We start from the raw sequence: 23,498 nt of genomic DNA, 5'->3' as shown, positions 1-23,498 counted from the left end.
AATCCCCGGATACATCGTTTAAATCTGCGGCCAGACTTCGGCGACCTCTCCGATGTCATAAGGCGTTTCCTGATATACATAGTAATTCAGCCAATTAGAGAATAATAAGTTTGCATGGGCGCGCCAAATCGCCGGCGGCGTTTGGGACGGGTCGTCATTCGGGTAATAATGCTTCGGAATGTCCATGGCCATGCCCTTGGCGACGTCCCGCTCGTATTCCCATTTCAGGGAATAAGGGTCGTATTCGGAATGTCCCGTCACGAAAATTTGTTTGCCGTCTTTGGTTGCCACCAAATAAATGCCCGCTTCCTCGGACTCGGACAAAATTTCGAGCTCGTCGATGCCGTCGATGTCTTCCCGGCGCACCTCCGTATGGCGGGAATGCGGTACATAAAAGATTTCGTCGAAACCGCGAAGAAGCTTGACGTTCTGCCGATTGACCGTATGCGGGAACACGCCGAAGCATTTTTTGGCCAGATCCCATTTCGGAACGCCGAAATGATGATACAAGCCCGCCTGCGAGGCCCAACAAATATGCAGCGTCGAAGTGACGTTCGTTTTGGACCAATCCATGATTTCCTCGAGCTCGTGCCAATAGAACACGTCTTCGAAATCCAGGCGTTCCACCGGCGCGCCGGTAATGATCATGCCGTCGAAACGGCGGTGGCGCACTTCGTCAAACGTCTTATAAAATGCTTCCAAATGTTCCACGGACGTATTTTTCGACGTATGCGACTGCGGGTGCAGCAGCGTAATTTCCACCTGCAGGGGGGAGTTTCCGAGAAGACGGAGCAGCTGCGTTTCCGTCGTCTCTTTGGTCGGCATGATGTTCATGATGGCGATCCGAAGCGGACGGATGTCCTGATGGTACGCTCTGCTGTCATCCATGACGAAAATGTTTTCTCCGTTCAGAATTTCTTTGGCCGGCAAAGCATCCGGAATTTTAATTGGCATGATTCAACACTCCTTTTAGAAGGTGGCGAAAATCATACGGGGGAGCAAGGTGCATATAAAACAAAAATGACCTTCCGCATAGAGAAAGGTCATGTTCGTTATATTTTACGCCTCTCTCATCTGTCAGAAACCGCTGCTTGCCGCAGCGCAACGTTCCTGCAAGAATTAGCACCGTGCGCATACGCGCCGGTTGCCGGGTTTCATCGGGCTAGTCCCTCCACCTGCTCTTGATAAGATTTCGCTGTATTCAGTTTTAATGTTCTTTGTTCCTTACTTTAAATCATAATCCCATCCTTCGTCAAGAAGCTTTCGGGCGGATGCCGCAACATTTTCCCACACCTTTTTCCAGCCTTTGTCATACGCTGTAAGCGGACGCCAGCAAGGGTCAATTTTTTCTTGAAAGGTCCATGGCCCGGCGTTATACTAGACAAGTGTTTGAACCCAAAACAAGAGGTGACATGAGATGGAAGGCGACCCGAGCCCGAAGCTGAATGCAATTGAACACAACCGCATAGAAACGAAATCAGCTTGCCGGCGCAGGGAAGTTTTCGCTTTTGTCCACCACGGATTCCTCAGCTAAAATTCCCCCAAAAAAACGACCGGTACGCTGATTTCTTTCCTATGCCCTAAACAAGCATTCCCTGAGCATGCGTTGCATGAAGGGATGAAGGAGTGAAATCATATGAAAATCCGGTTGGTCAACGAGGGTGTTTTCACGCCGATTGACGACATCCAAACCACAATGACAGCCCCGTCTGCAGGATTTTATTGGATCGATGCGGACGTGGAAGACCTGGCGCTTCTGCAGCCTTTATTTTCCTTGCATGATCTGGCGGTGGAGGACTGCTTGAGCGAAGAAGAGCAGCGTCCCAAACTCGAAATTTACGAAAACCATTATTTTATCGTTGTGAATTCCATCCGTTTCGATGACGAGGAAATTTTCCTGCGCGCATTAAACGTGTTTTTGGGCCGTTATTTCATCATCACCGTCACCAAGCAGAAAATCAACGAGCTGCGCACCCTGAAGCCGATTTTATGGGAGCAGGAAGTCAGCACGCCGGACCGCTTTCTGTATTTGCTGGTCGACCTGGTCGTAGACAACTATTTCACGGTAGGCGACCGGATCGAAGCCAAAATCGAAAAGCTGGAAGAAGATATCCTGATGCACACGAAAAAATCGCACCTGAACGAAATCATCGGCCTGCGAAGCGAAATTTTATGGCTGAAAAAGGTGCTCGGACCGCAAAAGGATCTTATTAACACACTCAACAAGCGGGATCTTCGTTTGATCGACGACCAGCTTCAAAAATATTTCAGCGACATCTATGAAAATGCCGTCAAAATTTCTGAAACCTTCGATACGTTCCGCGACCTGATGGGCAACCTTCGCGAGGCCTACCAGTCCAGTATCGCGAACCGGGCAAACGAAATCATGCGCGTTTTTACGGCCATCACGACGATATTCATGCCGCTGACCGTCATTACGGGGATCTATGGCATGAACTTCGACAATATGCCTGAAACGCATACATCATACGGATATTTTGTCGTGATCGGGATCATGGCCGTGCTCGCCGTCAGCATGCTCCTGATCTTCCGCAAAAAAGACTGGATTTGAAAGGCGGACGGCCAAAAAAGAAAGGACGAAGAAGCGCTTTTTACTGCATCGTTTGCAGGCATAAGCTTCTTCGTCCTTTTTTGCGTTTATCGTCATTTCGGGGAATGGGGCAGCTTAAGCAGGCCGCCGTCATGCCAAACGCCGTACCGGACGTTCGGATTTGCGCACGGCCGCCCGGGTGCGCAGCCTATCCCGCATTTCTTCTGCCTTCGGCTTCCTTGCGGAAACGGATCCGAATCAGGCGCAGCCGTTCATACCGCAGCTCCATCAGCGGCCCGGCGGCCGCCTCCTGGCCGTACACCCGGTGCAGCACCGGCTTCAGCAGCGTATCGCCCAGCTCCTCGAACGCCCTCCATACCTCTTCCTGCTCCGCTTCCGGCATTTCCTGCAGCTCCCCGGCGATCAGGCTTTCCGCGTCGTAACCTTCTTTTTCAAGCTGTTCCAGCGCTTCCACCAGCTCGCGTCTCGTCAGGCCGGTTTCCTGTTCCATCTGCACCAGCCTTTTTCCGGTTCGAATGCCTTGAAGCAGCTGCTGCTTCGTCCGGTATTTGTCGAGATCCTGCTTATATTTCTGCTCTTTTTGCTTGTATACCCAAGCCTCGTACGTCGTTTCGTCCAGCTCGTCCTGAACCCAATCCAGCGGGAAACCGTGGCTGCGCTCCCGTCCGGCGGTAATTTCGAGCAGCTCCCCGCCGTATTCCGCCGCCTTGTTGTCCCCGACGCCCGGCAGCTGCAGCAGCTCGTCCAACGTCGCCGGCACGAACGTGCTGATCAGCCGCAGCAGCCGGTTCGTCGCAATAAAATACGGCGCTTTCCGCTCGGCCGCCGCCTTTTTGCGCCTCCAGGCGCAAAGCTCGTTGTAAAGCTCCTCGCGGTAGTTCAGCTCGCTGTAGCAGTATAGCTTCTGAACGGCCTGGCTTTTTCCTTTCTGCTCCTCTTCGTCGTGAAAAATCCCGTCAATGACGGGCCGGAAGCCTTCGCCTAATTTCACGGCCAAACCGTGGCGGTAAATATGCAGCATTTCATTCCAGGAGCCGCCTTCATACCACACCTGTTCCCGTTCCCGGCCGCCGTCCTCCAGATCCCTCCAGCCAAGCCTCCAAACGCCTTCCCCCTCATCGATCCATACTTCGGCCATCCCGTCTCCCTGTTCGCTTACCTTCACCATTCGGTTCATAAATACGGTCTGCATCTTGCTTTACCTCCCTCTGAAATCAGCACAACAAAAAAAGCACCTCCCTTGAAGTTCAAGAGAGGTGCTTCCCCGTTATTATGCTGTTATTCCAAATGATACCACATCATCGCAAATGGTCAATCCTTTTTGAAAAAACGGCGGCCTTGGCTAATCAAAGACGCATGCCGATCGGATTCCTGCAATGGCCTTACTTATAATAAGACGTGGTCAGTGGAACGAACAAGGCTCCTTTGTTCTCCACATCCGCATAAATGAACAGTTCGTTGACGCCGGAGATGTCGACGACGATCGTTTTCAAGCCGTCTTTTACGGCAACCTTTTCCGTTTTTAGCTTGACATTCTTCTCACTGTCCTCAATGAAAAAGTTGTCGATATCTTCGCCCACGGCAGCCACCTGCAGATACAGCTTCTGGTATTTTCCTTTCGGGAACAGCATGAAGCTGCTGCTGCGTTTGCTGCCGGCATTATCGAAATACGCTTCCTTGTAATCCTTGCCCTGATAGGTCGTTTGCGCCGGGTCCTTCGTATAATACATGCTTTCGAACCCTTTCGCGATCGCTACGCCTTCCGACTTCTCCCCGAGCTCTACCGTGTACGTTTCCGGATTATAGGATACGGCGATCCCCATCACGTCCGCAACGGCGCGAACCGGAAGATACGTCGTTCCGTTGTATGTAATCGGCAGCACCGCATTTCCTTTCTCGTCCCGAGGCTGAACGGGCGTTCCGTTGAATTTGAGCTGGATGCTGCTGTTCAAATACGCTTTGACCTCCTGAAGTTTGGCTCCGGCATAAACGCCTGAAGCCGCAGTTAGCAGCATTGCAGCCGCTGCCGTCGTCACGATCCATTTCTTTTTCAAACTTTCCACTCCTTGCCATATAATGGTTTTCACAATCAATATATATGAACTATAGAGTTTTGTATTTCCTAAAACAAGCGGCTTTTTGACTAAAAAAGATGTTTCGCAATAGATCAAATAGACGGCATAAACGCGAAAAAGGAGGCTTCTCAGCCTCCTTCTCAATTTGCTTAAAATAAAGTGCTTGTCCCATTGGACGGTTCGTTTATCCGGCAGCCAGCGCCTTTTTGGCCAAAGCGAGCGCTCCGCATAAACCGGCGTTGTCTCCCAGCTGCGGAGGAACGATGTAGTCCGCGATTTGTTCGGAGATGGCCGGAAGCTGCACGTAGCCGTTCAGCAGCTCCTGCAGTTTGGCATGAATCAGCGGGAACAGCTGCAGCTGTTTCATGACGCCGCCGCCCATAACGATTTTTTGCGGAGACAAAATGAGAATGTAGTTCATCAACGCTTGCGCGAGATAATAGGCTTCCATTTCCCAAGCCGGGTGATCCGGCGTCAGATCTGCACCCGGGACTCCCCACCGTTTCGAAAGCGATGGGCCTGCGGCCACGCCTTCCAGGCAGTCGCCATGATAAGGGCAGAAACCTTCGAATTTGTCCTCCGGATGGCGGCGGACCAGAATATGTCCCATTTCAGGGTGCGAAAGCCCGTGCACCAGCTCGCCGCCAACGACCGCGCCGGCGCCAACCCCGGTGCCTACCGTAATGTAGAGGCAGCTGTCAAATCCTTTGGCGGCTCCCCACGTATATTCGCCCAGCGCCGCGCCGTTCACGTCGGTATCGAATTCGATCGGCACCTGAAAATGCGAACCCAAATGGCCTACGATATCAAAGTTGCTCCAATGCGGCTTGGGTGTCGTCGTAATGCGTCCGTATGTAGGACTTCCTTTGACGGGATCGATCGGGCCGAACGAACCTACCCCAATCGCTTCCACGCCTTTATTTTGAAAAAAGGAAACCACCTGTGCCATCGTTTCTTCCGGCGTTGCCGTCGGAAAGCTGACCCGCTCCAGCACGGTTCCGTCTTCCTTGCCGATTCCGCACACAAATTTTGTACCTCCGGCTTCAATCGCTCCCAGAATACTCATCGTTTGCAATCCCTCCTGCACCATTCTCTTGTCTGTTGTTCTTACGAGGCATTTAAGTACTGAATCCTATCCATAACCACGGGCATTATAGCCCAGTTCTCCGATGAAAGTCAATGTACAAACACACGGCGGGGACGCCTGGCGCGGTGCCGGCATCCCCCGGTGTTTTTCCTTTATAAGGCTATAAGGCGACTCCAAGCAGATGGCAGAGGCTTTTCATTTCGAGCTCCTCGAACTTGTCGACCACCGACTGCTCGTCGAGCGACAGCTCGCAGTTCTCCAGCGCGCATGCCACAGGGGCTGCACAATAGATTTCCGCGAGCTTGCGCGACAGATGCATCATTTCCAGATCCGCTTCGATTTTGGCGCGGACGCTTTTCGATACCTGATCGAGATTGTCCAAGATGCCTTCGATCGATCCGTATTCCTGGATCAGCTTATGCGCCGTTTTTTCGCCGATGCCGCGGACGCCCGGATAGTTGTCGCTGGCATCTCCCATCAACGCCTTCACGTCAATGATTTGGCGCGGATGAAGCTGCCTTTCCTCGTATAACGACTCCGGTGTGTACACCTTATAGTTGCCGTGGCCTTTTTTCATGATAATGACGGTCGTACGGTCGCTTACGAGCTGCAGCAGATCATGATCGCCCGACAGCACCATAACGTCCATGTCCTGGCTGAACTTGGCCGCCAACGTGCCGATGCAATCGTCGGCCTCGTAACCTTCCGCTCCGATGTTGGGTACGCCCATACTGTCCATGACGTCCCGGATCAGCGAAAACTGCGGCACCAGATCGTCCGGCGCCTCCGGACGGTTGCCTTTGTAAGCCGAAAAATGCTCCCCGCGGAACGTCTTGCCCCCAAGATCCCAGCAGCAAACCACGTGGCTCGGGTCAAAGTTTTGCACCGCATCCCAGAAGTAGCGGATGAAACCGTAAATCGCATTGGTCGGAATTCCCGATTTCGTCCGGCGGATATATCCGCTGGTGGCGGTAGCGTAATAAGCTCTAAACAACAATGCCATTCCGTCGACCAACAGGACGGACGGGCGGTTCGTATTCGTGATCAATCTTCGTTTCTCCCCTTGTGTGCCTCATCCCTCATCCAAGGGCGGGCAATGCTGCCTTTAGTATAACACAACTCGGGGGAGCTTTTGGGCGGTTTCCTGTTATCCCCAGACGGATTCGTACTGATCCTCCTTGAAACCGACGGTAACTTTGCGGCCATCGGTTACGACGGGGCGTTTAATCAACATGCCGTTGGACGACAACAGCTTGATCTGCTCTTCTTCGGTCATGTCGGCCAGTTTGTCTTTTAAACCCAATTCTTTGTACACTTCGCCACTCGTGTTAAAGAACTTTTTGAGCGGAAGCCCGCTTAGGCGTACAAGTTCGGTCAGCGCTTCCGGCTTCGGCGGCTCTTCTTTAATATGATGAAGCTCCAGTTCATGTCCATGGGACTGAAGCCATTTGACGGCATTGCGGCAGGTGCCGCATTTCGGATATTGGTAAACTTGAAGTTTGCTCATCTGGTCAATCAACTCTCTTTTTTAGTCATACTTTCTCGTCGTCTGTCGTGCTTTTCAGCTATAGCGTCCTTTCTGTAACAGCTCCCGCAATTCCCGCATATCCTCGGGCATCGGCGCCTGAAAGGTCATCTTCTCGTGCGTGACCGGATGCTCGAAGGACAGCTCGAAGGCGTGAAGCGCCTGGCGCGGGATGGCCCGGTCCAATAAAACGATGTTCCGCTCGAATGAGGGCATAAGGCTTACGTCCGCTTCGGCTTCATTTCCGGGTTCCGAGCCTTGGCTTTCGATGTCCTTGTAAACGTCGTGACGGTACAGCTTGTCCCCGATCAGGGGACAGCCGATGCTGGTCATGTGCACGCGGATCTGATGCGTTCTTCCCGTCTCCAGCTTCAGCCGGACAAGTGACCCGTCCGCCCAGCTTTCCAGCATCCGGTATTTCGTCCGCGACGGATAGCCGTCCGGCGTCACGATCCGGCGGTGGGGCTCCTCAGGGTCCCTGTCGATCGGCCCGTCGATTTCGCCCTCGGGCGGCTCCGGCGTACCGTGTACCAAAGCGAGATAGGTTTTGTCCACGCGGTTTCCGATCATTTGCTCGGATATATGCTGGTGCACGTAAGGATTTTTGGCGATCGCAAGCACGCCGGTCGTTTCCTGGTCGAGACGGTGTACCGCGCGGAAACGGAAGGCCTCCCCTTTTTGGCGCCAATAATCCACGACCCCGTTCGCAAGCGTGCCCGTATAATGCCCGTGCGTGGGGTGCACGATCATGCCGGCTTCCTTGTTTACGACGAGGATATGCTCGTCTTCATAAAGAATTTCGAAAGGAATCGGCTGCGGCAAAATGTCGTCGGAGGTTTCCTGCTCCATCCGGATTGCCACCTCGTCCCCGGCTTGAACGGGAACGCTGGTGTAAACTCTGCGGCCGTTTAACGTAATTCCTTGTTCCGTCAGCTTCAGCCGGGACTGCAGCTTGCGTGATACATGCATGCGCCGGAGCAGGATGGTCTTGAGCAGCCAGCCGTCCTCCGCTTCGGGCACGATATAAGTGATTGGCGGATAATAGGATGTCATTTTTTGTTGCCGAACACCTTTTTGCTGCGGACATATTCGATATCCGGGACGCCGCCGCGAACGTTGGCCGTACGGGCCGCAACGAAGAAATAATCGGACAGCCGGTTCAAATACCGGCGAACCTCCGGGTTGATTTCTTTGTGACGCCCCAATGTGACGACTCTGCGTTCCGCCCGGCGGCATACCGTTCTGCATACATGCAGCGTTGATGACAACAGCGTTCCCCCAGGCAAAATAAACCGTTCCAGCTCAGGGGTCTCCTCCAGATATTTATCGATCCACTGCTCCAGCCGCTCCACCATCTCGGCACGCACTTTATATTTGCTCTCGCTCAGTTTGACGAACGCCAGATCCGAACCGCAATCAAACAATTCATGCATAATTTCGATCAGGTCGCCGCGCAAATCGGCAAAAACCTCGCCCTCCATCAGGCTTGCAGCCTGGCCGACGTAACAATTCAGCTCGTCGATGGTTCCGTAAGTTTCCACCTGAAGGTCATCCTTCGATACGCGTCCGCCGATAACGGATGTCTCGCCTTCGTCCCCGGTCCGTGTATATATTCTCATTCGATCGTTCCTCCCTTAGGCCGTAAAGCCGCCTACTCCGTCATTTCCTTAAGCGCCTTCACCGCGTTATCCACATGTTTCGCCGACACGGGGATCGTGACGAACAGCTTGTCCGGCGTATATTTCAAATCTTTGAACATCTTCATATCCTTGACGGGAATCCCGTACAGATGCTCCGTGTTGTCGATCGTTTTATCTTCCTTTTCTTCCTTGCTCGCAAATACGCCTGCCGGATATTTTTTCGGATCAAAATGGTCATCCAGCACGACATGGCCTCCCATTTTGCCGTAATTTTTCATGTCCTCTTCAGGCAAAATCATGATGTCGTGGCCGCCCGCGGCATATTCGACCATCAGCTTTTCCGGGTTATACAGCGGGCTTGCGATCACCTGGACCTTGATGTCCTCGCCGAGACGTTCCTGCAGCGCTTTCTCAAGCGGTTCGGCGACCTGCGTCGGATCGGACTTGTCATCAATCATGAAAATCGATAGATCCGGCTTTTCCTTCCCGCAGCCCGCAAGCATAAAAACAGCGAAAATAACCAGCATGAGTTTACCGTACGCCTTCACTCTCTGCTCCTCCTCCATTCTCCAATAGGTTCAATATATCATACCTGGAAGAGACAAAAAAGCGGACCGCTTCCAAACCCGCAAACAGCAAAAAGCCCCCTCGGGACAGGCGGCGGAAATTCGCTGAAAACGAACTCCGCTTTCCTGTTCCCCGAAGGGGCGGGGGTTTTAACGAAAACAAGGATATTTGCAGCCTTTTTAAGGCTTACGATTTATTTTTCTTGGGGCAGGATTTCATGTATTCGTTAATCTTCAGATCCAGCAAGCTGCTGATTTCGATCACGACTTCCGAGGTGAAGGACTGTTCCTGCATAAAGATTTGTTCCATCTTGTTGCGGAGCATCAGAATTTCATCTTCCAAGGAAATATTCTTCGCAGAATCCGTCGTTTTGGCCGACCAATCACCGCGCTGATCATCTTCTGCAATATAGTCGCCTTGATATGAGGGCAAATCATATTCGGCACAGAACAAAGGTAATCCCTCCCTGGTAAGTCTTTTCTTGCTCCCGAAGCAAAATTATAACATATTCGCGGATAAAAGAAAGTGAATAATTCGTTAAATTATTCAAAAATCAGTACAAACCCCTAAAAAAAGGTTTTGCAAATATCCTTAAGGGAGGCTTCCGGCCAAGAAGAAAAGAAAACCATGTTGAGGAAGACCTATAGTTACATTAAACAGAAAATAATGGAAATGAAACTTGAAAATGCTAAAAACATCCAATCAGCCGGAGGACGGCCGATCGGATTCGATTCAAGACTCCTGTTTGAGTTTGTGCAGAAACTGCCCGATCCGGTCAAGCGCCTCGGTCAGCTGAGCCACGGACGTGGCATAGGAACAGCGTAAAAATCCTTCCCCGCTTGCGCCGAACGCCGTTCCCGGAACCGCCGCGACTTTCGCTTCGAGCAGCAGCCGGTGCGCAAATTCCTCGGAGCGGAGTCCCGTCGATGCAATGCTTGGGAACGCGTAAAACGCGCCTTGAGGTTCGTGGCACGAAAGCCCGATGTCCTGGAAGCCTTGAACGATCAGGCGCCGGCGCTGGTTGTAGGACTCGATCATCCGGTCCTTCTCCTCCATGCCGTGTTTCAGCGCTTCCAGAGCGGCCACCTGGCCCATAACCGGAGCGCACATGATCGTATATTGATGGATTTTCAGCATGGCGGAGATCAGTTCAGGATGGGCGCAGACGTACCCCATCCGCCAGCCGGTCATCGCAAACGCCTTGGAAAAGCCGCTGACCAGAATGGTGCGGTCCTTCATGCCCGGAACGGATGCCACACTGACATGCTTTTGGCCGTAAGTCAGCTCGGCGTAAATTTCGTCGGAAATGACGATCAGATCGTGTTTTTCCACGACTTTCGCGATCGGAAGCCAATCCTCGTACGTCATGATGGATCCGGTCGGATTGCTCGGATAACACAGGATCAGCACCTTGGTTTTAGGCGTAATTTTCGCTTCCAGTGCTTCGGCCGTCAGCTTGAAATCGTCCTTCGCGTAAGTTTCGATGCCGACAGGCACGCCGCCCCCGATCGAAGTGATCGGCGAGTAAGGCACGTAACACGGTTCCGGAATCAGGATTTCGTCTCCCGGAACGATCAGGGCGCGCAGGGCGAGGTCGATGGCTTCGCTGCCGCCGACCGTGACGATAATCTGGTCCTTCGGATCGTATGCCACCTGAAAGCTGTCGTTCAAATATTCCGAAATCGCTTCACGGAGTTCGATCATCCCCGCATTGGAAGTATACGCGGTCATTCCGCGTTCCAGGGAATACACACAGGCCTCCCTGACATGCCAAGGCGTCGTGAAGTCGGGTTCGCCCACGCCGAGCGTGATGATATCCTTGCTGCCGTTCGCCAGGTCGAAAAACTTGCGGATCCCGGACGGCGGAATGTTGCGGACCAGCGGGGACAAATACGATTCCATCGATTTAACTTGCTGTTGTTTGGTATCTTCATTCACGATCATGACACATCTTCCTTTACGGCGAGACTATGAGACGGTTATCTTCTTCGCGATCCTCAAAAATGATGCCGTCCTGCTTATATTTTTTCAAAATAAAATTGGTTTTCGTCGACAATACCGAATCGATCGGCGACAGCTTCTCGGACACGAAGTTCGCCACTTCCCTCAGGTTCCGCCCTTCCACTTCGACAAGCAGATCGTATGCGCCGCTCATCAAATAAACGGATTTCACCTGCGGGTACAAATAAATGCGCTCCGCGATTCCTTCGAACCCGCGGCCCCGCTCCGGGGTAATCTGCACTTCGATCAGCGCCGTTACGGTTTCTTCTTCAATTTTGCTCCAGTTGACAACGGCCGCGTATTTCACGATGACGTGGTCCGCTTCAAGCTCCGCAATCGCCTCTTTCACCGCCTCCTCTTCCACGCCAATCAGGGTGGCGAGAAGTTTGGGAGATCGTCTCGCATCCTCATTCAGCAGATCGAGGACTTTCAGCTTCAGTTCGGTAAGTTCTTTCATACAGGTTCCTCCAGCATTCGTTTCGCGGGTTGCTTACAAAACATGTCATACCCGGGAAAGAGATTAATACTAATATTACAATACTTTGGGATGCATGCAAAGAAAAACCGTCTCCCCGGCGTGGGCCGAATTTGAGACGGTAAAAATGTGCCATGCTCCTCCAACCGGAACTTCCGAGCACATGTTTAAGCCTGCGGGAAGCCGGTTATTGGTTACATGTAATAAGGATTTTGAGCGTTTTGCTGATTTTGCTGCATTTGCGAAGCCTGCGCGTAATGGCCCATGCTGCTCGTTTTTTGTTGCACGAACTGCCGGGTCTTTTGCTGCGTGTTCCGCGCATCCTGAACCTGCTTGTCGAGGTCCTGGCGAAGGGCGCTGGAGGAAGTCGAATACATGTTGAGCTGCTTCATCAGATTATAGAGTTCTCCCTGCATGCGAAGCGTATCGTTGGTCAACTGCGTGAACAGCTGCCGCACGGCCGGACAGGAAGATTCCGTCGTCGCCGTCGTGTATTCCCTGACGGTCCGTTTCAAATCTGCGAGGATAGTGTACAGCAGGTCCTCATCCTGCATGAATGCGGAGTTGCCGGATTGATAATTCATCGTAGTCGTTTACCTCCTGAAGTAATTTATTGCTGCGGCTGGGTCGGCGCAAGCGGCTGATGCTGCTGCAAGGATTGGACGAGCAGATCCAGATGGTGGTCCATCGACCGGATATATTGCTGCAAAGCCTGCTGAATCGTCGGATTTTGGGTCGTAGCGCAAGTGGCCGCGCATTGCTTGATCAGCAAATCTTCATTGGAAATCGAATCGACGATATATTCCAGCTCTTTGCCAGTTATGGCCTGCATTTGACCGGATTGCATAAACGTTTTGCCTCCTCTGGGGATATTTAACTCGCATTTATTATGTCCCGGTCCGTTTTTTCTATGTGCCGAGCGTAATCGGCCTGGGAATGACAAATACTGAAGTGAGGGCAAACGAGGCTGGAGCAAGGGAAAGGAATGATAGCAAGATGATTCTGAACAGCGGAAATCCGGCATGGCCCCATACGATGAAACCCGTACCCGAATATCCCGCGCTGGATGAAGACCTGGAATGCAGCTTCCTGATCGTCGGCGGCGGGATGGGCGGCGCCATGCTTGCATACAAACTCGCGGAACAGAATTCCGACATCATACTTATCGACAAAAGAAAAATCGGAGGCGGCAGCTCGGCCGCCAATACCGGCTTGCTTCAATATTCGAACGACAAAACGCTGACGTCCATGATCCGCACCTTCGGCGAGGAGATCGGCGTTGCCTTCTACAAAAGCTGCGAGCGAAGCATCCGCCAAATTCGGGAGATGTGCGCCAAGCTTCCGCGCGATCTGGAATTCGTACCCCGCAATAGCCTTTATTTTGCCAGCAGCGAAAAAGACGTCGAGATGCTTCAAGAGGAGTATGAGACGCTGCACACCTATGGTTTCGAGGTGGATTATTGGGATCGGAGCAGCATTGAAAAACATATGCCTTTCTCGAAAGCGGCCGCCCTTTACACCCGCGGCGACGCCGAGGTGAACCCGTTCCGCCTTGTACACGCCATGGTCGAAGCCGCGGCGCTGCGGGGAGTCCGGGTGTTCGAGCATACCGAAGCGGTTCATTTCGAATACGGCGAAAGCGGCGTCACCTGTTATACGGATGCCGGCATCATCCGCGCAAACAAAGTGATCTTTTCGACGGGCTACGAGACGCAGGAAATAAAAAAAGACAAAAACGCAGTGATCAACGTTTCTTATGCCGTGTTGACCCAACCCCTCGAGGACCTGTCGGACTGGCATGAACGCTGCTTGATCTGGGAGACGGCAAGGCCATACCTCTATATGCGGACCACGCCGGACAACCGCATCGTCGCGGGCGGGCTGGACGAAGCTCCCCCCGCTCCTGAAAAACGCGAAGGCCGCCTCCTGCATCAAACCGAGGTGCTGCTGGACGAAATCCGCAACCTCTTTCCCGGATATCACCGCCTCAAGGCCGATTACGCTTGGGCGTCGATTTTCGGCACGACCCATGACGGCATGCCGATGATCGGCACGCACCCGGACTATCCGCATTGCTATTTTATCGAAGCATACGGCGGCAACGGCACCGTCTGCTGCATGATCGCAGCGGATTTGCTGGCGGATGAGCTCTTGGGGCGGAAACGCCCGGAGCTTGGCATGTTTTCGCTTCAGCGGAGCAGCAAACCTTCTCCGTCAAACTCGGTTCCGATCCGCTAAACAAAAAACAGGCCGTGTCATCCGTTGACATGGCCTGCTTTTCTCATTTGAAGCCGGATCTCGATGCTGGTTCCTTGGTGAAGCTCGCTGTCCACATGGATTTCCCCTCCATGAGCCTCCACGATATCGTGTGCGATGGCCATGCCGAGGCCGGATCCTTTATGCAGCTCGCCCGTGTTCGTTCCGCGATAATAACGATCGAAAATCCGTTCCAGCTCTTCTTTCTTGATTCCTTTGCCATGATCCTCGACAACGATTCGTACGAAATCCCTTTCCTTCTCGACACGGACTTGAACGGCCACATCCTCATCGTTATGGACGACCGCGTTGTAGATCAAATTGGCGACCGCGCGGCGAATCAGGATATCGTCAGCCTCCACGAGGATAACTTCGTCGTTATACCGGAAATCGATATTCCGGTTGCCGTACCGGGCATCGTTTAGCGTATCGATAACAGCGTTCCGGACGAGACTGACAATGTTTATGCTTTTCAAATTTAGCGACAGTCCCTTGTTTCTCAAACGGGTGGAAAGGTTCAGATCCTCGATCACGTCTTTCAAATAAAGCGACTTCCGTTCAATAATTTCCGCGTAATCCCGTATTTCCTCGATCGTAAAATCATAATCCTTGTCTCGCATCATTTCGGCGTATCCCTGAATCGAAGCAAGCGGGGTTTTGATATCATGCGAAATGTTGGCAATCCACTCCTCTTTCATCCGGTCCAGCTTTTTCCGTTCCAATTCGCTTGCCTGCAGCTCCTCCGTCAGGACATTGACGTTGTAAAACACGTCCTTGTAAATGCCTTTCGTTTCGTAGCGCACCCGGTAGTTTTTATGAGCCAGCTGTTTAATCCCGTCTATGAGCGCGGAAAGCGGTCGGGTTAACCTTTTGCTGAACAAATAAGCAATGCAAAGCGCGATGAAGCCGTCGACGCAAAGAACGATGACGATTCCGATTTGAAGGAACCGTCCAACCTTCCGAATATCATAGGTGAGAATGTTCCGCTCCAGATAAGGGTCCTGAAAGCCGATCAAATAGCTGTAGCGCTCCCCGTTCCCAGGCTTTTCCCCGATAAAAACGGTCGACATCAGTTCTATTTCCATATACTTGTAGGTCTGAACGATATCCATCGGCGTATATTTGGTTTTCGCTTCAGGCGGCACCCGATAGCCATACACCTCTTTGCCGTTTTCGTCCAGAATTTGAACCCAGGCGTTATTGCGCTCTAGCGTTTCCTTCCCCTGCCTGGTAATGTCCATCCCCGATTCGGAAACGACGATTTCTTTGCTAAATGAGCGGGTGATGGCCTCGGCCGAGGCATCTCCTTGATGGAAAGGGTATTGAGGGGATATGCTCTGGTACATAAAAAGCCCGGCTACCACCAATAGGTTAATAAATATGACGATGACGACAATAAGGACGACGGATGCCAGGTATCTGCCGGTCAGCCGCCATTTCATCGGGCCGGTTCCTCCAAGGCAAACTTATATCCCAGTCCCTTTACGGTCACCAGATATTGCGGGTTGGAAGGATCCTCCTCGATTTTTTCCCTCAGCCGCCGAATATGAACCATAACCGTGTTGTCATAACCGAAGGATTCCTCTCCCCAGACCTGCTCGTATAGACTTTCCTTGCTTATAATCCGGTTCGGGTGCTTTAGCAAATAGGTCAAGAGGCCGAGCTCTTTCGGTTTCAACTCGATGATTTCGCCGTTTTTCTTCAGTTCGAATTTTTGTTCGTCAAGCTCAAACGGGCCTGCCTTCAGTTCGTGCTGGTTCTTATCTTCATCCGGGGCAACCTCCGTTCTTCTGAAACGGGCCTTGATCCGGTAAGCCACTTCCTTCGGGCTGAACGGTTTGGTAATATAATCGTCGCCGCCGATGGCAAAACCAAGTATTTTATCGATTTCCTCGGTTTTGGCCGACAAAAAGAAAATCGGCACGTTCGAAACGCTGCGGATTTGTTTGCATACGTCATACCCTTCGCCGTCCGGCAGCATAATGTCCAGAATGACAAGGTCGGGCTGCTTGTCCTGAAACTGAAGCCAGCCTTCGTTCGCCGTAGCGGCGGTATGTACGTGCTCAAATCCTTCCTTGATCAGCACCGTTTTCAGGAGCTTCAAAATATCTTCTTCATCGTCCACGATCAATATTTTCTGACTTAGCGGCAATCGGTTCGATCTCCTTTCTGCAGATAGGGAAAAAGACCGGCAGCTAAACTGCCGAGTCTTCAGTAATCATCTTCCCCGCCCTTCCATTACTATAACCATATATTGAAACGGGTGTATTGGCCAGAGACTCTATTATTATTCGCCGAATAATTTCGCTATCGGGTTAGCGATCTTTCTATCTGTTGCGACGTGGCCTGTTTTGTTCAAAACGTAATACTGATAAAAGTCGGTGCTAAAGTTGAGTGCTTTCAGCATTTGCTCCGCAAACGGCTCGACCGCGTTGTCGCTCAGGGCGTCACCGTTCCAGAAAAAATGCAGGAGCAGGCGATTTTGATTATACGGATGTTTGATGACATAAGCGCCTGAAGAAGCTGTTTGGTTCATCCGGCTTTTCCAGTCGAAGCCGATGGCCTTCGATTTCTGCATGATGCCGGGTTTGAGCGCCTGGATGAGTCCGTTCGTTTTCGCGCTGCCGATGGCGATGATATTGCTCGTTCCGAGCTCCTTTTTCAGCTTTTTCTTGAGTGTTTGCCGGTCGGAAATGACCTCGCATGGAATGCCCATGATCCCAAGAGTCCCTTCAAGCTGTGCCAAGATCGTCTGCTGTTGCTTTTTCGCTTTGCTGCCAGCCTGATCACCCATCACGATCGTCAGCGGTTCGCCCTGCAGCGCCTTATCCATGATGCGGCTCATCGTTTCCGCCGGAAGATTCGGAATTTGGGACAGGGAAGAACGGTACGAGGTTTTAAACTGTTCACGCCAATAAGCCGCTTCTTCCGCCTCAGACAATCGGTATTCGGGCTTTAGAGCAAACTGCGGATCATGCAGCGCTTTGTCCATTTCCTTTCGCGCTTCCTCTCCTAGCGTATCCTGGATGGTGTGCAGCAACCCGCTGATCGTCGCGTTTTTGTGCGCGTACCGCTTGAAATATTCCTGCATGAACGCATCGAATTTGTCCTCGCCCACCATGCGGTACAGCTGGTAGATGGCCTGGCGTCCTTTTTTATAAAAGACCGGGTTGGCCTCGTCCCCCGCTTCCGTATTGTTTGAGGCGATCGGCTTGTCTAAATAAGACCAATCATCGATTTGGATCGATTTGAACCCGTTCAGCTTATCGCCTTGTTTTTCCGCAAAATACACCATCGAAAAATCGGCAAACCCTTCGTCCAAAAACGACTCTTTCTCCGAATCGTTGCCGATCAAGGCATGGAACCATTGATGGGCGATCTCGTGCACGAATGTGGTATCATGCGCCGGGTCGCTATTCGGCCGGATTTGCCCCATTTGGATGACCCGGGCAAACTCGACCGCCACACCCTCTACGTACGACTCCGCGATCCGGAACTCAGAGTAAGGATATTTCCCGTACTTTTCACTGAAAAATTGAATAGCCTTAAAAGCGGTGTCGATGTATTCATCGACGATTTTTTTCTTGTCCGGCATATTGTCGAAATAATAATATTCAATCGTCAGGCCGTCACGCGTTACGCTCTCCACCTTATAATTCGGGCTGGCAAAAAAGACATGCTCCCGGGTGTTGTCGGCAACGGCGGTAACGACTTTCCGGCCGGGCTCTTTCGGGTCCGCCTGCGTGGTGATCGTTCCCGGCATCAGCACTTGATAGGCTTCCGGCACGTTAATATGAACTTCGAAATCGGATGAATCGTAATAGTCGGTTTCGAAGGTCTTGCTGTACGGCTTGTTGTCCCACTCATGCTTGTTCTCGTCGTAGACCGACATGACCGGGAACCAATGAGCGCCATTGACGATGTCTTTGTAGTAGGACAGGCGCTGCATGCCGAAAGGAATTTTCACCTCAAAACCGATTTCAACCGTCACCGCTTCCCCAGGCTTTAGCTCCTGCTTCAATTCAACGGTCAGAGCCTGATTGCTGTTTGAAAAAACCAAAGGTTGTCCGTTAGCCGCCGCGCTGCGAATGTAGATGCCGCCAAGAAAATCTTCCGGCTTCTTCTGCGGATTTTCCTTCCGGATCTCCTCGTTGTTTTGCTCAAACATCGACGTTTGGGTCGCTTTGGACCGGTTGGCATCGGCAAACGTATGGAAGACGATCTTCCGCAGCGCATCTTTGGATGTGTTCCGGTAGGTAACGGTTTCGCTCCCTTGGATGCGCATATTTTTTTCGTCGAGCCTAGCGTTAATCCGGTACGCGACTTGGGCTTGGGCATGCGCCTGCGCAGCCTCTACGGAATCCGCGGATGCCGCTGCCGGCGCGGCCAGAACATGACCGGCGCTTGCCAGCGGGCAAGCCGCAAGCGTAAATGCGAGCGAATAAGCCAGCGTTTTTTGGGATACGGTTTTAAAAACAGTTTTTTTCATCGGTTTCTCTCCCTTGATCCAGAAATAAGATATTTATTTGAGGATTTTGCAAAAGTCCAGAAAGTGACTTCCAATCAGCAATATATAGAGCGAAACGCTTTAATTCGCCTATACATTGTACCCTGGAGCGGCAGGAATCGAATTTTGCAAAACCCTAATTTATGTCTCAGGCGGTACAGGTACCTATTTCCCGGCAGTCTCCAGCTTCCGTTTTGCCCCCTCGGGCAGTTCCGCGGCCTGCACCTCCTGGTAGGAGCTGACTCCATCCCCCTTCACATAGATTCGCAGGTACGCATCTTTGCGCAGTTCTTTGAATGCTCTAAAGGTCAGGTTTTTTTCCTTCCCGTTAGAATCAAAGCCCTCCAGGGCGTATTCGTAAGAAACATACTTCTGTCCACCGTCCGACTTATCTTCTATTTTCTTTCCGTCTTGGTTAATCTGCACGTAATATTGCTCCGCACCGATTCGGTTCAAATTCACGTTTTGGATGAATACGACGAATCCGACCAAAACGATCAAAACGACGGCTAAAGCGATAATCCCTTTTTTCATTCCCGTTCACTCCTTATTTTGTATTGGTAACGATTTTGCAGTACGCACGCACGGTCAAGAAGTAATAGATCAGGTAAATGCACACATAGACACCCATGCAGCTCACGACAGGCACGACCAGGTTGGTCATCAACAGCTTCGATAAAGCCGACAGGGCGACGGCGCAGTGGGCGATGCCGAAAGCAAGCGGCAGGGCAAAGATGAACAGTACCTGTTTGGCGACGGATTTGCGGATTTCCCGTTTTTTGACGCCGATTTTATGCAAAATCGCATAACGGGCTTTGTCGCTCCCGGCTTCCGTCAGCTGCTTGAAGTAAATGATGCTGCCTGTTGCCGCCAGGAACACGAGTCCGAGGAATCCACCCATAAACATCAAGAGGCCGGAAGATTCCATTCCCCGCGAATAATCGCTGTAAAAGCTTGAAAGCTTAGCTTTCTCAGGCAAAATGACTTCCAGCTGCTTCGTCAGCTCCTTCGCCTTGTCCTGATGCGTGATGCCGTATGCTTCAACAGCCATGGCCTTGGCATTCGGCTTAAGCTCCGCAAACATGTCGTCGCTGATGACAATGGTGGAATAGACCGATCCAAGATTCAGCACGCTGTAATTTTTTAATGCTTTGAATCGGATGGTTTTATTGATGCCTTTTCCCTTCAGCTTGATCGACGAATCGACGTACTCCGGCGAAATGCCTTCTATATAGCCCGGCTCGAGCGCCGCGGCTTCGCTGCCTTCAAGGCTTACGGCATCGTCCCGCCCCTGAAGCTTGGCCAACCGGTTAAACTCGCGGTTTGATAAGACGGTAAACGACTGCTCATCTGATCCTTGAGCATGATTCAGGCCGGAGGTGTCCGCATCTACCTCAAGGAGAGGAATGGACTCATGGTAAAGCACTTTATGCCCCGCAGCCTGCTCGATCGCCTTATCGGCTTTTCCTGCGGCCTTACTGTCCACCCCGATAAACATATAGCTGTTCGGATTCGCAACCGCCGCGTTCGTCCGGTTGTTGTAATAGATGCTGTACGCGGTTCCGACCGCCGTCAGCGTCGTTGCACTCAGCACGGCGATGATCGTCAGTGTCCGCGCGTTGCCTTTCATCCGGTACAGCAGCTGGGAAGTCCCGATCAGGTTCAGTCCGCGCCAGTAGCTTTTTTTGTGTTTTCGGGCCATCTTCAACAGCGTAACGGTTAACGTGTTAAACAGCAGGTATGTGCCCAGGATGACCGAGATCAGTATAACGAGCGGAGTCAGCATGAAGCCCATCGCCGCCCATGCCTTGGACGTAAGCAAGTTTTGCAGCGCAAGCCAATAGCCGAACCCGATAAGTGCCACGGATAATAACGCAATGATCACGGAAGACTTTGGTTCTTTCTCACGCTCTTGGTCTGCCTTGAACAGCTCGATCAGCTTGAAACGATAGATCAGGCGATAGCCTTGGACCGACGTGATCAGCGTGATGATCATGAACACCAGGAACGTATTCAAGATGGCAGCCGGAGAAATGGAGAAATTCGCCACAACGGAATAACCCATCACCTTCATCAAAATCATGACAAAAAACCGGCTCAGCACCGATCCAAGCGCAATTCCGACGATCAGGGCCAGAATGCCCATCAGGAAATTCTCGTAAAAAAGCATCCGCCCGATCTGTTTTTTACGGACGCCAAGCAGCGAATACAGCCCGACCTCTTTTTTGCGCTTCCGTGTGAAAAACGAATTCGAATACCAGATGAACACCGCCACGAAAACGATCAATACGACCGCCGCCCCGCTGAACGCCGAGCTGATCTTCTGCGATCCTTCCGATGCGGATGCGATGGTGCTGTCGTATTTCAAGGACACGAACGTAAAGTAAATGACGATGCTGAAAATCATCGATGCGAAATAAAGAAAATAATTCGTGAAATTTTTCCGGATGTTTTTCCCGGCGATCTTAAACAGCGTCATGATGCCCACCTCCGAGCGTCGCCAATACCTCAAGAATCTGTCCGAAAAATGCTTGTCTCGTCATGCCTTCCTTATGAAGCTCCTTGAACAGCCGGCCGTCGTTGATGAAAATGACCCGCTTGCAGAAGCTCGCGGCATAAGCGTCATGCGTAACCATCAGGATGGTCGCTTGATTGTGCCGGTTCAGCTTGCTCAAGCTTTCCAGCAGCCCGGTCGCCGATTTCGAATCGAGCGCGCCGGTCGGCTCGTCCGCCAAAATCAGGCTCGGATTCGACACGATCGCCCGCGATGCCGCCGCACGCTGCTTTTGTCCCCCCGAAATGTGGTACGGGTACTTATCGAGAATCTCGCGAATGCCGAACGTATCGGCGATTTCCTCAACCCGCTTTTCGATTTCGGCTGCCGGGACTTTGGATAAGGCCAGCGGGAGCAGGATGTTTTCCTTGACCGTCAACGTATCAAGCAGATTGTAGTCCTGAAAAATAAACCCGAGTTTATTCCGACGGAAATCGGACAGCTTCTCCTCGTTCATGGCAACGATGTTTTGCCCGTCGATCGTGATTTCGCCGGAGGTCGGCGTATCGATGGTCGAGAAGATGTTCAGCAGCGTCGATTTCCCCGCCCCGGACGGGCCCATGATGCCGACATACTCCCCTTCTTCAATGCTCAGGTTGATGTTTTGCAGCGCCGTATATAGGTTTCCTTTTGTGCCAAAGGTTTTGTTTACGTTTTTTGCTTGCAGTATGGTTTTCATTTGGTTACTCCTTAAATGAATAATCTTTGATCTTTACTTTGTGCGAGGTACCGCTATTATGAAGGCGTTTGACGTAAGAGCTTACTCACCATCACAAACCTAATTTTAAAGCCCCAACCTTACAGCATTTTAATCCCAACCTTACAGCAACCTTAAATTTCACAACGGAAAATAACCCCCCAATGCTATAGACACAAGAAAACCCCCGGGGCGCTTTTTCAGCGTCACCCCGAGGGTTCCAAAAATACCATATTACTACTTATTTGTTACGGCCGACTTTTCCGCCTTCAGCAGCTTGCGGGCGAACACCCAGCTGACAATCGGCGATGCGCCGAGAACAAGCATCAGCATGGTGATGGTGAGCGGCGTCCTGCTGACCATCAGCACGGCGATGAAAATAAAGGTTCCGAGCAGCCGCCCGACCATCAGGCTCAGCTCGCGCAGGACGACCAGCTCGACCCGTTTTTCTACCGTTTCGTCGCTCCTGCCCATCAAGTCGAACCCCGCCGCGGTGATCGGCAAAATATACAGCGGCATAAACACCGCCGTCCCGATCCCGAACGCCAGCAGGGTACCGTAGCCGTTTTTCCACAACAGCGGGAGAATGACAATCCACAGCAGCAGGGCTCCGACAAGCATCCCCGGACTTCTGAATTTGGGTTTGAACCACTTCCCGGCAACCCAATAAGTCAGAAGCGATATCGCTGACGTAATCAGCGTAAATTGTCCCAGCTTCGATTCCTGCTTCGTCGCCACGAACACGAGCAGGCCGATCAGGAAGGCGAAAACCCCTTCGCGTACGCCTTGGGCCACAAGCCCCGGCGTCATCCACCGCCACGGATTCCCTTTGCTGCGCAGCTGGCTGATGGGCTCCGCCCAGCTGTAGCCGCTGCCTCTCTCCCTTTTTTTCAGAAAAAAACTAAGGAAGACGCAAAGGCCGTAAATCACCAGCGAGATCGTAAACACGACCCTGTATCCCCGATCGCCCTTAAGCCACGTAATCAGCAGCCCCGAAAACCAGGGGCCGACGATGCCGGTGACCGAACCGAGAAGCCCGACCCAGCCGTTAAACAAATCCCGGTTGACCCGGTCGGTCACTTCGAAATAAACGACGTTGAACGAAAGCCAAAAGAGTCCCATTGCAATGCCAAGCAGCAGCCCCAGCGGCCAGATCCAACGTACCGCGTTCGGCCCTGCCCATAACACCAGCAGATAAAACAGCCCCGAAAGAACGATGCCTGCACGCAGGGCGTTCATCTTGTTGTATTCTTTCACCCACTTGCCGCCAAGCCAAAAGGTAAGCCCGATAGCCACCTGTTGGGCGACGGTAAACCAGCCGATCATCGCGTAATCCTGTTTGCTTTTCCATAGATACACGTTCAAAAAGGTGCCGGAAAGGGCGCCCGCCAGCACGATCAACCCGTTCACGGCCAAGAGTAGCAGCGATTGGCGGTTCAAATGTGCCTTCGTTTTCATAAGTCCCCCCTTTGGATCGCCGGACATGTTCGGTCTTAACATACCCCAAAGGGAGGAATATCATTTAAAAAATCATGTGCATTC

At 52.0% G+C, this 23,498-nt stretch carries 23 protein-coding genes and 1 riboswitch; of the genes, 2 read left to right on the top strand and 21 right to left on the bottom strand.

Features of this window, described 5'->3' with window-relative positions; genetic code table 11:
- Window positions 1–18: 18 nt before the first annotated feature.
- Window positions 19–954, bottom strand: coding sequence for a homoserine O-acetyltransferase MetA (gene metA, locus GQY55_RS17420; RefSeq protein WP_160043148.1), 936 nt, complete (start codon window positions 952–954; stop codon window positions 19–21).
- Between the two features lie 113 nt (window positions 955–1,067).
- Window positions 1,068–1,191, bottom strand: a riboswitch (SAM riboswitch).
- 445 nt (window positions 1,192–1,636) lie between these two features.
- On the opposite strand from metA, the gene corA reads away from it, so the two are divergent.
- Complete coding sequence (gene corA, locus GQY55_RS17415) at window positions 1,637–2,572, top strand: magnesium/cobalt transporter CorA (RefSeq protein WP_160043147.1); 936 nt, start codon at window positions 1,637–1,639, stop codon at window positions 2,570–2,572.
- 187 nt (window positions 2,573–2,759) lie between these two features.
- On the opposite strand, the gene GQY55_RS17410 is transcribed toward corA, so the two are convergent.
- From GQY55_RS17410 to GQY55_RS17350, 13 genes are all read right to left on the bottom strand, one after another.
- Window positions 2,760–3,764 (bottom strand): HRDC domain-containing protein, encoded by a 1,005-nt coding sequence (locus GQY55_RS17410; RefSeq protein ID WP_160043146.1) that lies wholly within the window; start codon window positions 3,762–3,764, stop codon window positions 2,760–2,762.
- A gap of 190 nt (window positions 3,765–3,954) precedes the next feature.
- Window positions 3,955–4,635 (bottom strand): stalk domain-containing protein, encoded by a 681-nt coding sequence (locus GQY55_RS17405; protein ID WP_236575682.1) that lies wholly within the window; start codon window positions 4,633–4,635, stop codon window positions 3,955–3,957.
- 196 nt (window positions 4,636–4,831) lie between these two features.
- Window positions 4,832–5,713 (bottom strand): ROK family protein, encoded by an 882-nt coding sequence (locus GQY55_RS17400; RefSeq protein ID WP_160043145.1) that lies wholly within the window; start codon window positions 5,711–5,713, stop codon window positions 4,832–4,834.
- Window positions 5,714–5,894: 181 nt separating this feature from the next.
- Window positions 5,895–6,779 (bottom strand): 5'-3' exonuclease, encoded by an 885-nt coding sequence (locus GQY55_RS17395; RefSeq protein ID WP_268895033.1) that lies wholly within the window; start codon window positions 6,777–6,779, stop codon window positions 5,895–5,897.
- 102 nt (window positions 6,780–6,881) lie between these two features.
- Entirely contained in the window at window positions 6,882–7,241 is a 360-nt protein-coding gene (locus tag GQY55_RS17390; protein ID WP_160043144.1) for an arsenate reductase family protein, read from the bottom strand.
- A 54-nt stretch (window positions 7,242–7,295) separates the two neighbouring features.
- Window positions 7,296–8,312 carry an RluA family pseudouridine synthase gene (locus GQY55_RS17385; protein ID WP_160043143.1) on the bottom strand — a complete coding sequence of 339 codons (1,017 nt, stop codon included), beginning with the start codon at window positions 8,310–8,312 and terminating at the stop codon, window positions 7,296–7,298.
- A complete protein-coding gene (locus tag GQY55_RS17380) occupies window positions 8,309–8,878 on the bottom strand; it encodes a cob(I)yrinic acid a,c-diamide adenosyltransferase (RefSeq protein ID WP_160043142.1) in 570 nt (189 codons plus the stop codon). The genes GQY55_RS17385 and GQY55_RS17380 overlap by 4 nt, the downstream gene beginning before the upstream one ends.
- Window positions 8,879–8,910: 32 nt before the next feature.
- The gene (locus GQY55_RS17375; protein WP_236575681.1) at window positions 8,911–9,447 is read right to left on the bottom strand and encodes a hypothetical protein; all 537 of its coding nucleotides are present in this window, start codon (window positions 9,445–9,447) and stop codon (window positions 8,911–8,913) included.
- 205 nt (window positions 9,448–9,652) lie between these two features.
- Window positions 9,653–9,919 (bottom strand): aspartyl-phosphate phosphatase Spo0E family protein, encoded by a 267-nt coding sequence (locus GQY55_RS17370; protein ID WP_160043141.1) that lies wholly within the window; start codon window positions 9,917–9,919, stop codon window positions 9,653–9,655.
- A gap of 279 nt (window positions 9,920–10,198) precedes the next feature.
- Complete coding sequence (locus GQY55_RS17365; RefSeq protein WP_201452175.1) at window positions 10,199–11,410, bottom strand: aminotransferase class I/II-fold pyridoxal phosphate-dependent enzyme; 1,212 nt, start codon at window positions 11,408–11,410, stop codon at window positions 10,199–10,201.
- A gap of 13 nt (window positions 11,411–11,423) precedes the next feature.
- The gene (locus GQY55_RS17360; protein WP_160043140.1) at window positions 11,424–11,924 is read right to left on the bottom strand and encodes an Lrp/AsnC family transcriptional regulator; all 501 of its coding nucleotides are present in this window, start codon (window positions 11,922–11,924) and stop codon (window positions 11,424–11,426) included.
- Between the two features lie 212 nt (window positions 11,925–12,136).
- A complete protein-coding gene (locus GQY55_RS17355) occupies window positions 12,137–12,526 on the bottom strand; it encodes a spore coat protein (RefSeq protein WP_160043139.1) in 390 nt (129 codons plus the stop codon).
- A gap of 26 nt (window positions 12,527–12,552) precedes the next feature.
- Window positions 12,553–12,789, bottom strand: a complete 237-nt coding sequence (locus GQY55_RS17350) for a hypothetical protein (RefSeq protein ID WP_160043138.1) — start codon at window positions 12,787–12,789, stop codon at window positions 12,553–12,555.
- Between the two features lie 149 nt (window positions 12,790–12,938).
- Between GQY55_RS17350 and GQY55_RS17345 the strand changes: the two genes are divergently transcribed.
- A complete protein-coding gene (locus GQY55_RS17345; RefSeq protein WP_160043137.1) occupies window positions 12,939–14,180 on the top strand; it encodes an NAD(P)/FAD-dependent oxidoreductase in 1,242 nt (413 codons plus the stop codon).
- 17 nt (window positions 14,181–14,197) lie between these two features.
- Here GQY55_RS17345 and GQY55_RS17340 read toward each other — a convergent pair whose 3' ends face one another.
- From GQY55_RS17340 to GQY55_RS17310, 7 genes are all read right to left on the bottom strand, one after another.
- Window positions 14,198–15,640, bottom strand: coding sequence for a sensor histidine kinase (locus GQY55_RS17340; RefSeq protein ID WP_160043136.1), 1,443 nt, complete (start codon window positions 15,638–15,640; stop codon window positions 14,198–14,200).
- On the bottom strand, window positions 15,637–16,350 hold the full coding sequence (locus GQY55_RS17335) for a response regulator transcription factor (protein ID WP_160043135.1): 714 nt from the start codon (window positions 16,348–16,350) through the stop codon (window positions 15,637–15,639). Before GQY55_RS17335 ends, GQY55_RS17340 begins: the two co-directional genes overlap by 4 nt.
- 135 nt (window positions 16,351–16,485) lie before the next feature.
- Window positions 16,486–18,687: a M1 family metallopeptidase gene (locus GQY55_RS17330; RefSeq protein ID WP_160043134.1), complete on the bottom strand. Its 2,202-nt coding sequence runs from the start codon at window positions 18,685–18,687 to the stop codon at window positions 16,486–16,488.
- 183 nt (window positions 18,688–18,870) lie between these two features.
- Complete coding sequence (locus GQY55_RS17325) at window positions 18,871–19,239, bottom strand: YxeA family protein (RefSeq protein ID WP_160043133.1); 369 nt, start codon at window positions 19,237–19,239, stop codon at window positions 18,871–18,873.
- Window positions 19,240–19,252: 13 nt separating this feature from the next.
- Window positions 19,253–21,184, bottom strand: coding sequence for an ABC transporter permease (locus tag GQY55_RS17320; RefSeq protein ID WP_160043132.1), 1,932 nt, complete (start codon window positions 21,182–21,184; stop codon window positions 19,253–19,255).
- On the bottom strand, window positions 21,171–21,938 hold the full coding sequence (locus tag GQY55_RS17315; RefSeq protein WP_160043131.1) for an ABC transporter ATP-binding protein: 768 nt from the start codon (window positions 21,936–21,938) through the stop codon (window positions 21,171–21,173). The genes GQY55_RS17320 and GQY55_RS17315 overlap by 14 nt, the downstream gene beginning before the upstream one ends.
- 255 nt (window positions 21,939–22,193) lie before the next feature.
- Window positions 22,194–23,414, bottom strand: coding sequence for an MFS transporter (locus tag GQY55_RS17310; protein WP_160043130.1), 1,221 nt, complete (start codon window positions 23,412–23,414; stop codon window positions 22,194–22,196).
- Between the last annotated feature and the right edge of the window lie 84 nt (window positions 23,415–23,498).

Source organism: Paenibacillus sp. USDA918EY (assembly GCF_009870825.1).
Lineage (GTDB): Bacteria > Bacillota > Bacilli > Paenibacillales > Paenibacillaceae > Paenibacillus_AQ > Paenibacillus_AQ albilobatus.
The sequence above is the reverse complement of the archived record's forward strand: the minus strand, read 5'-3'. Positions and strand labels throughout refer to the sequence as shown.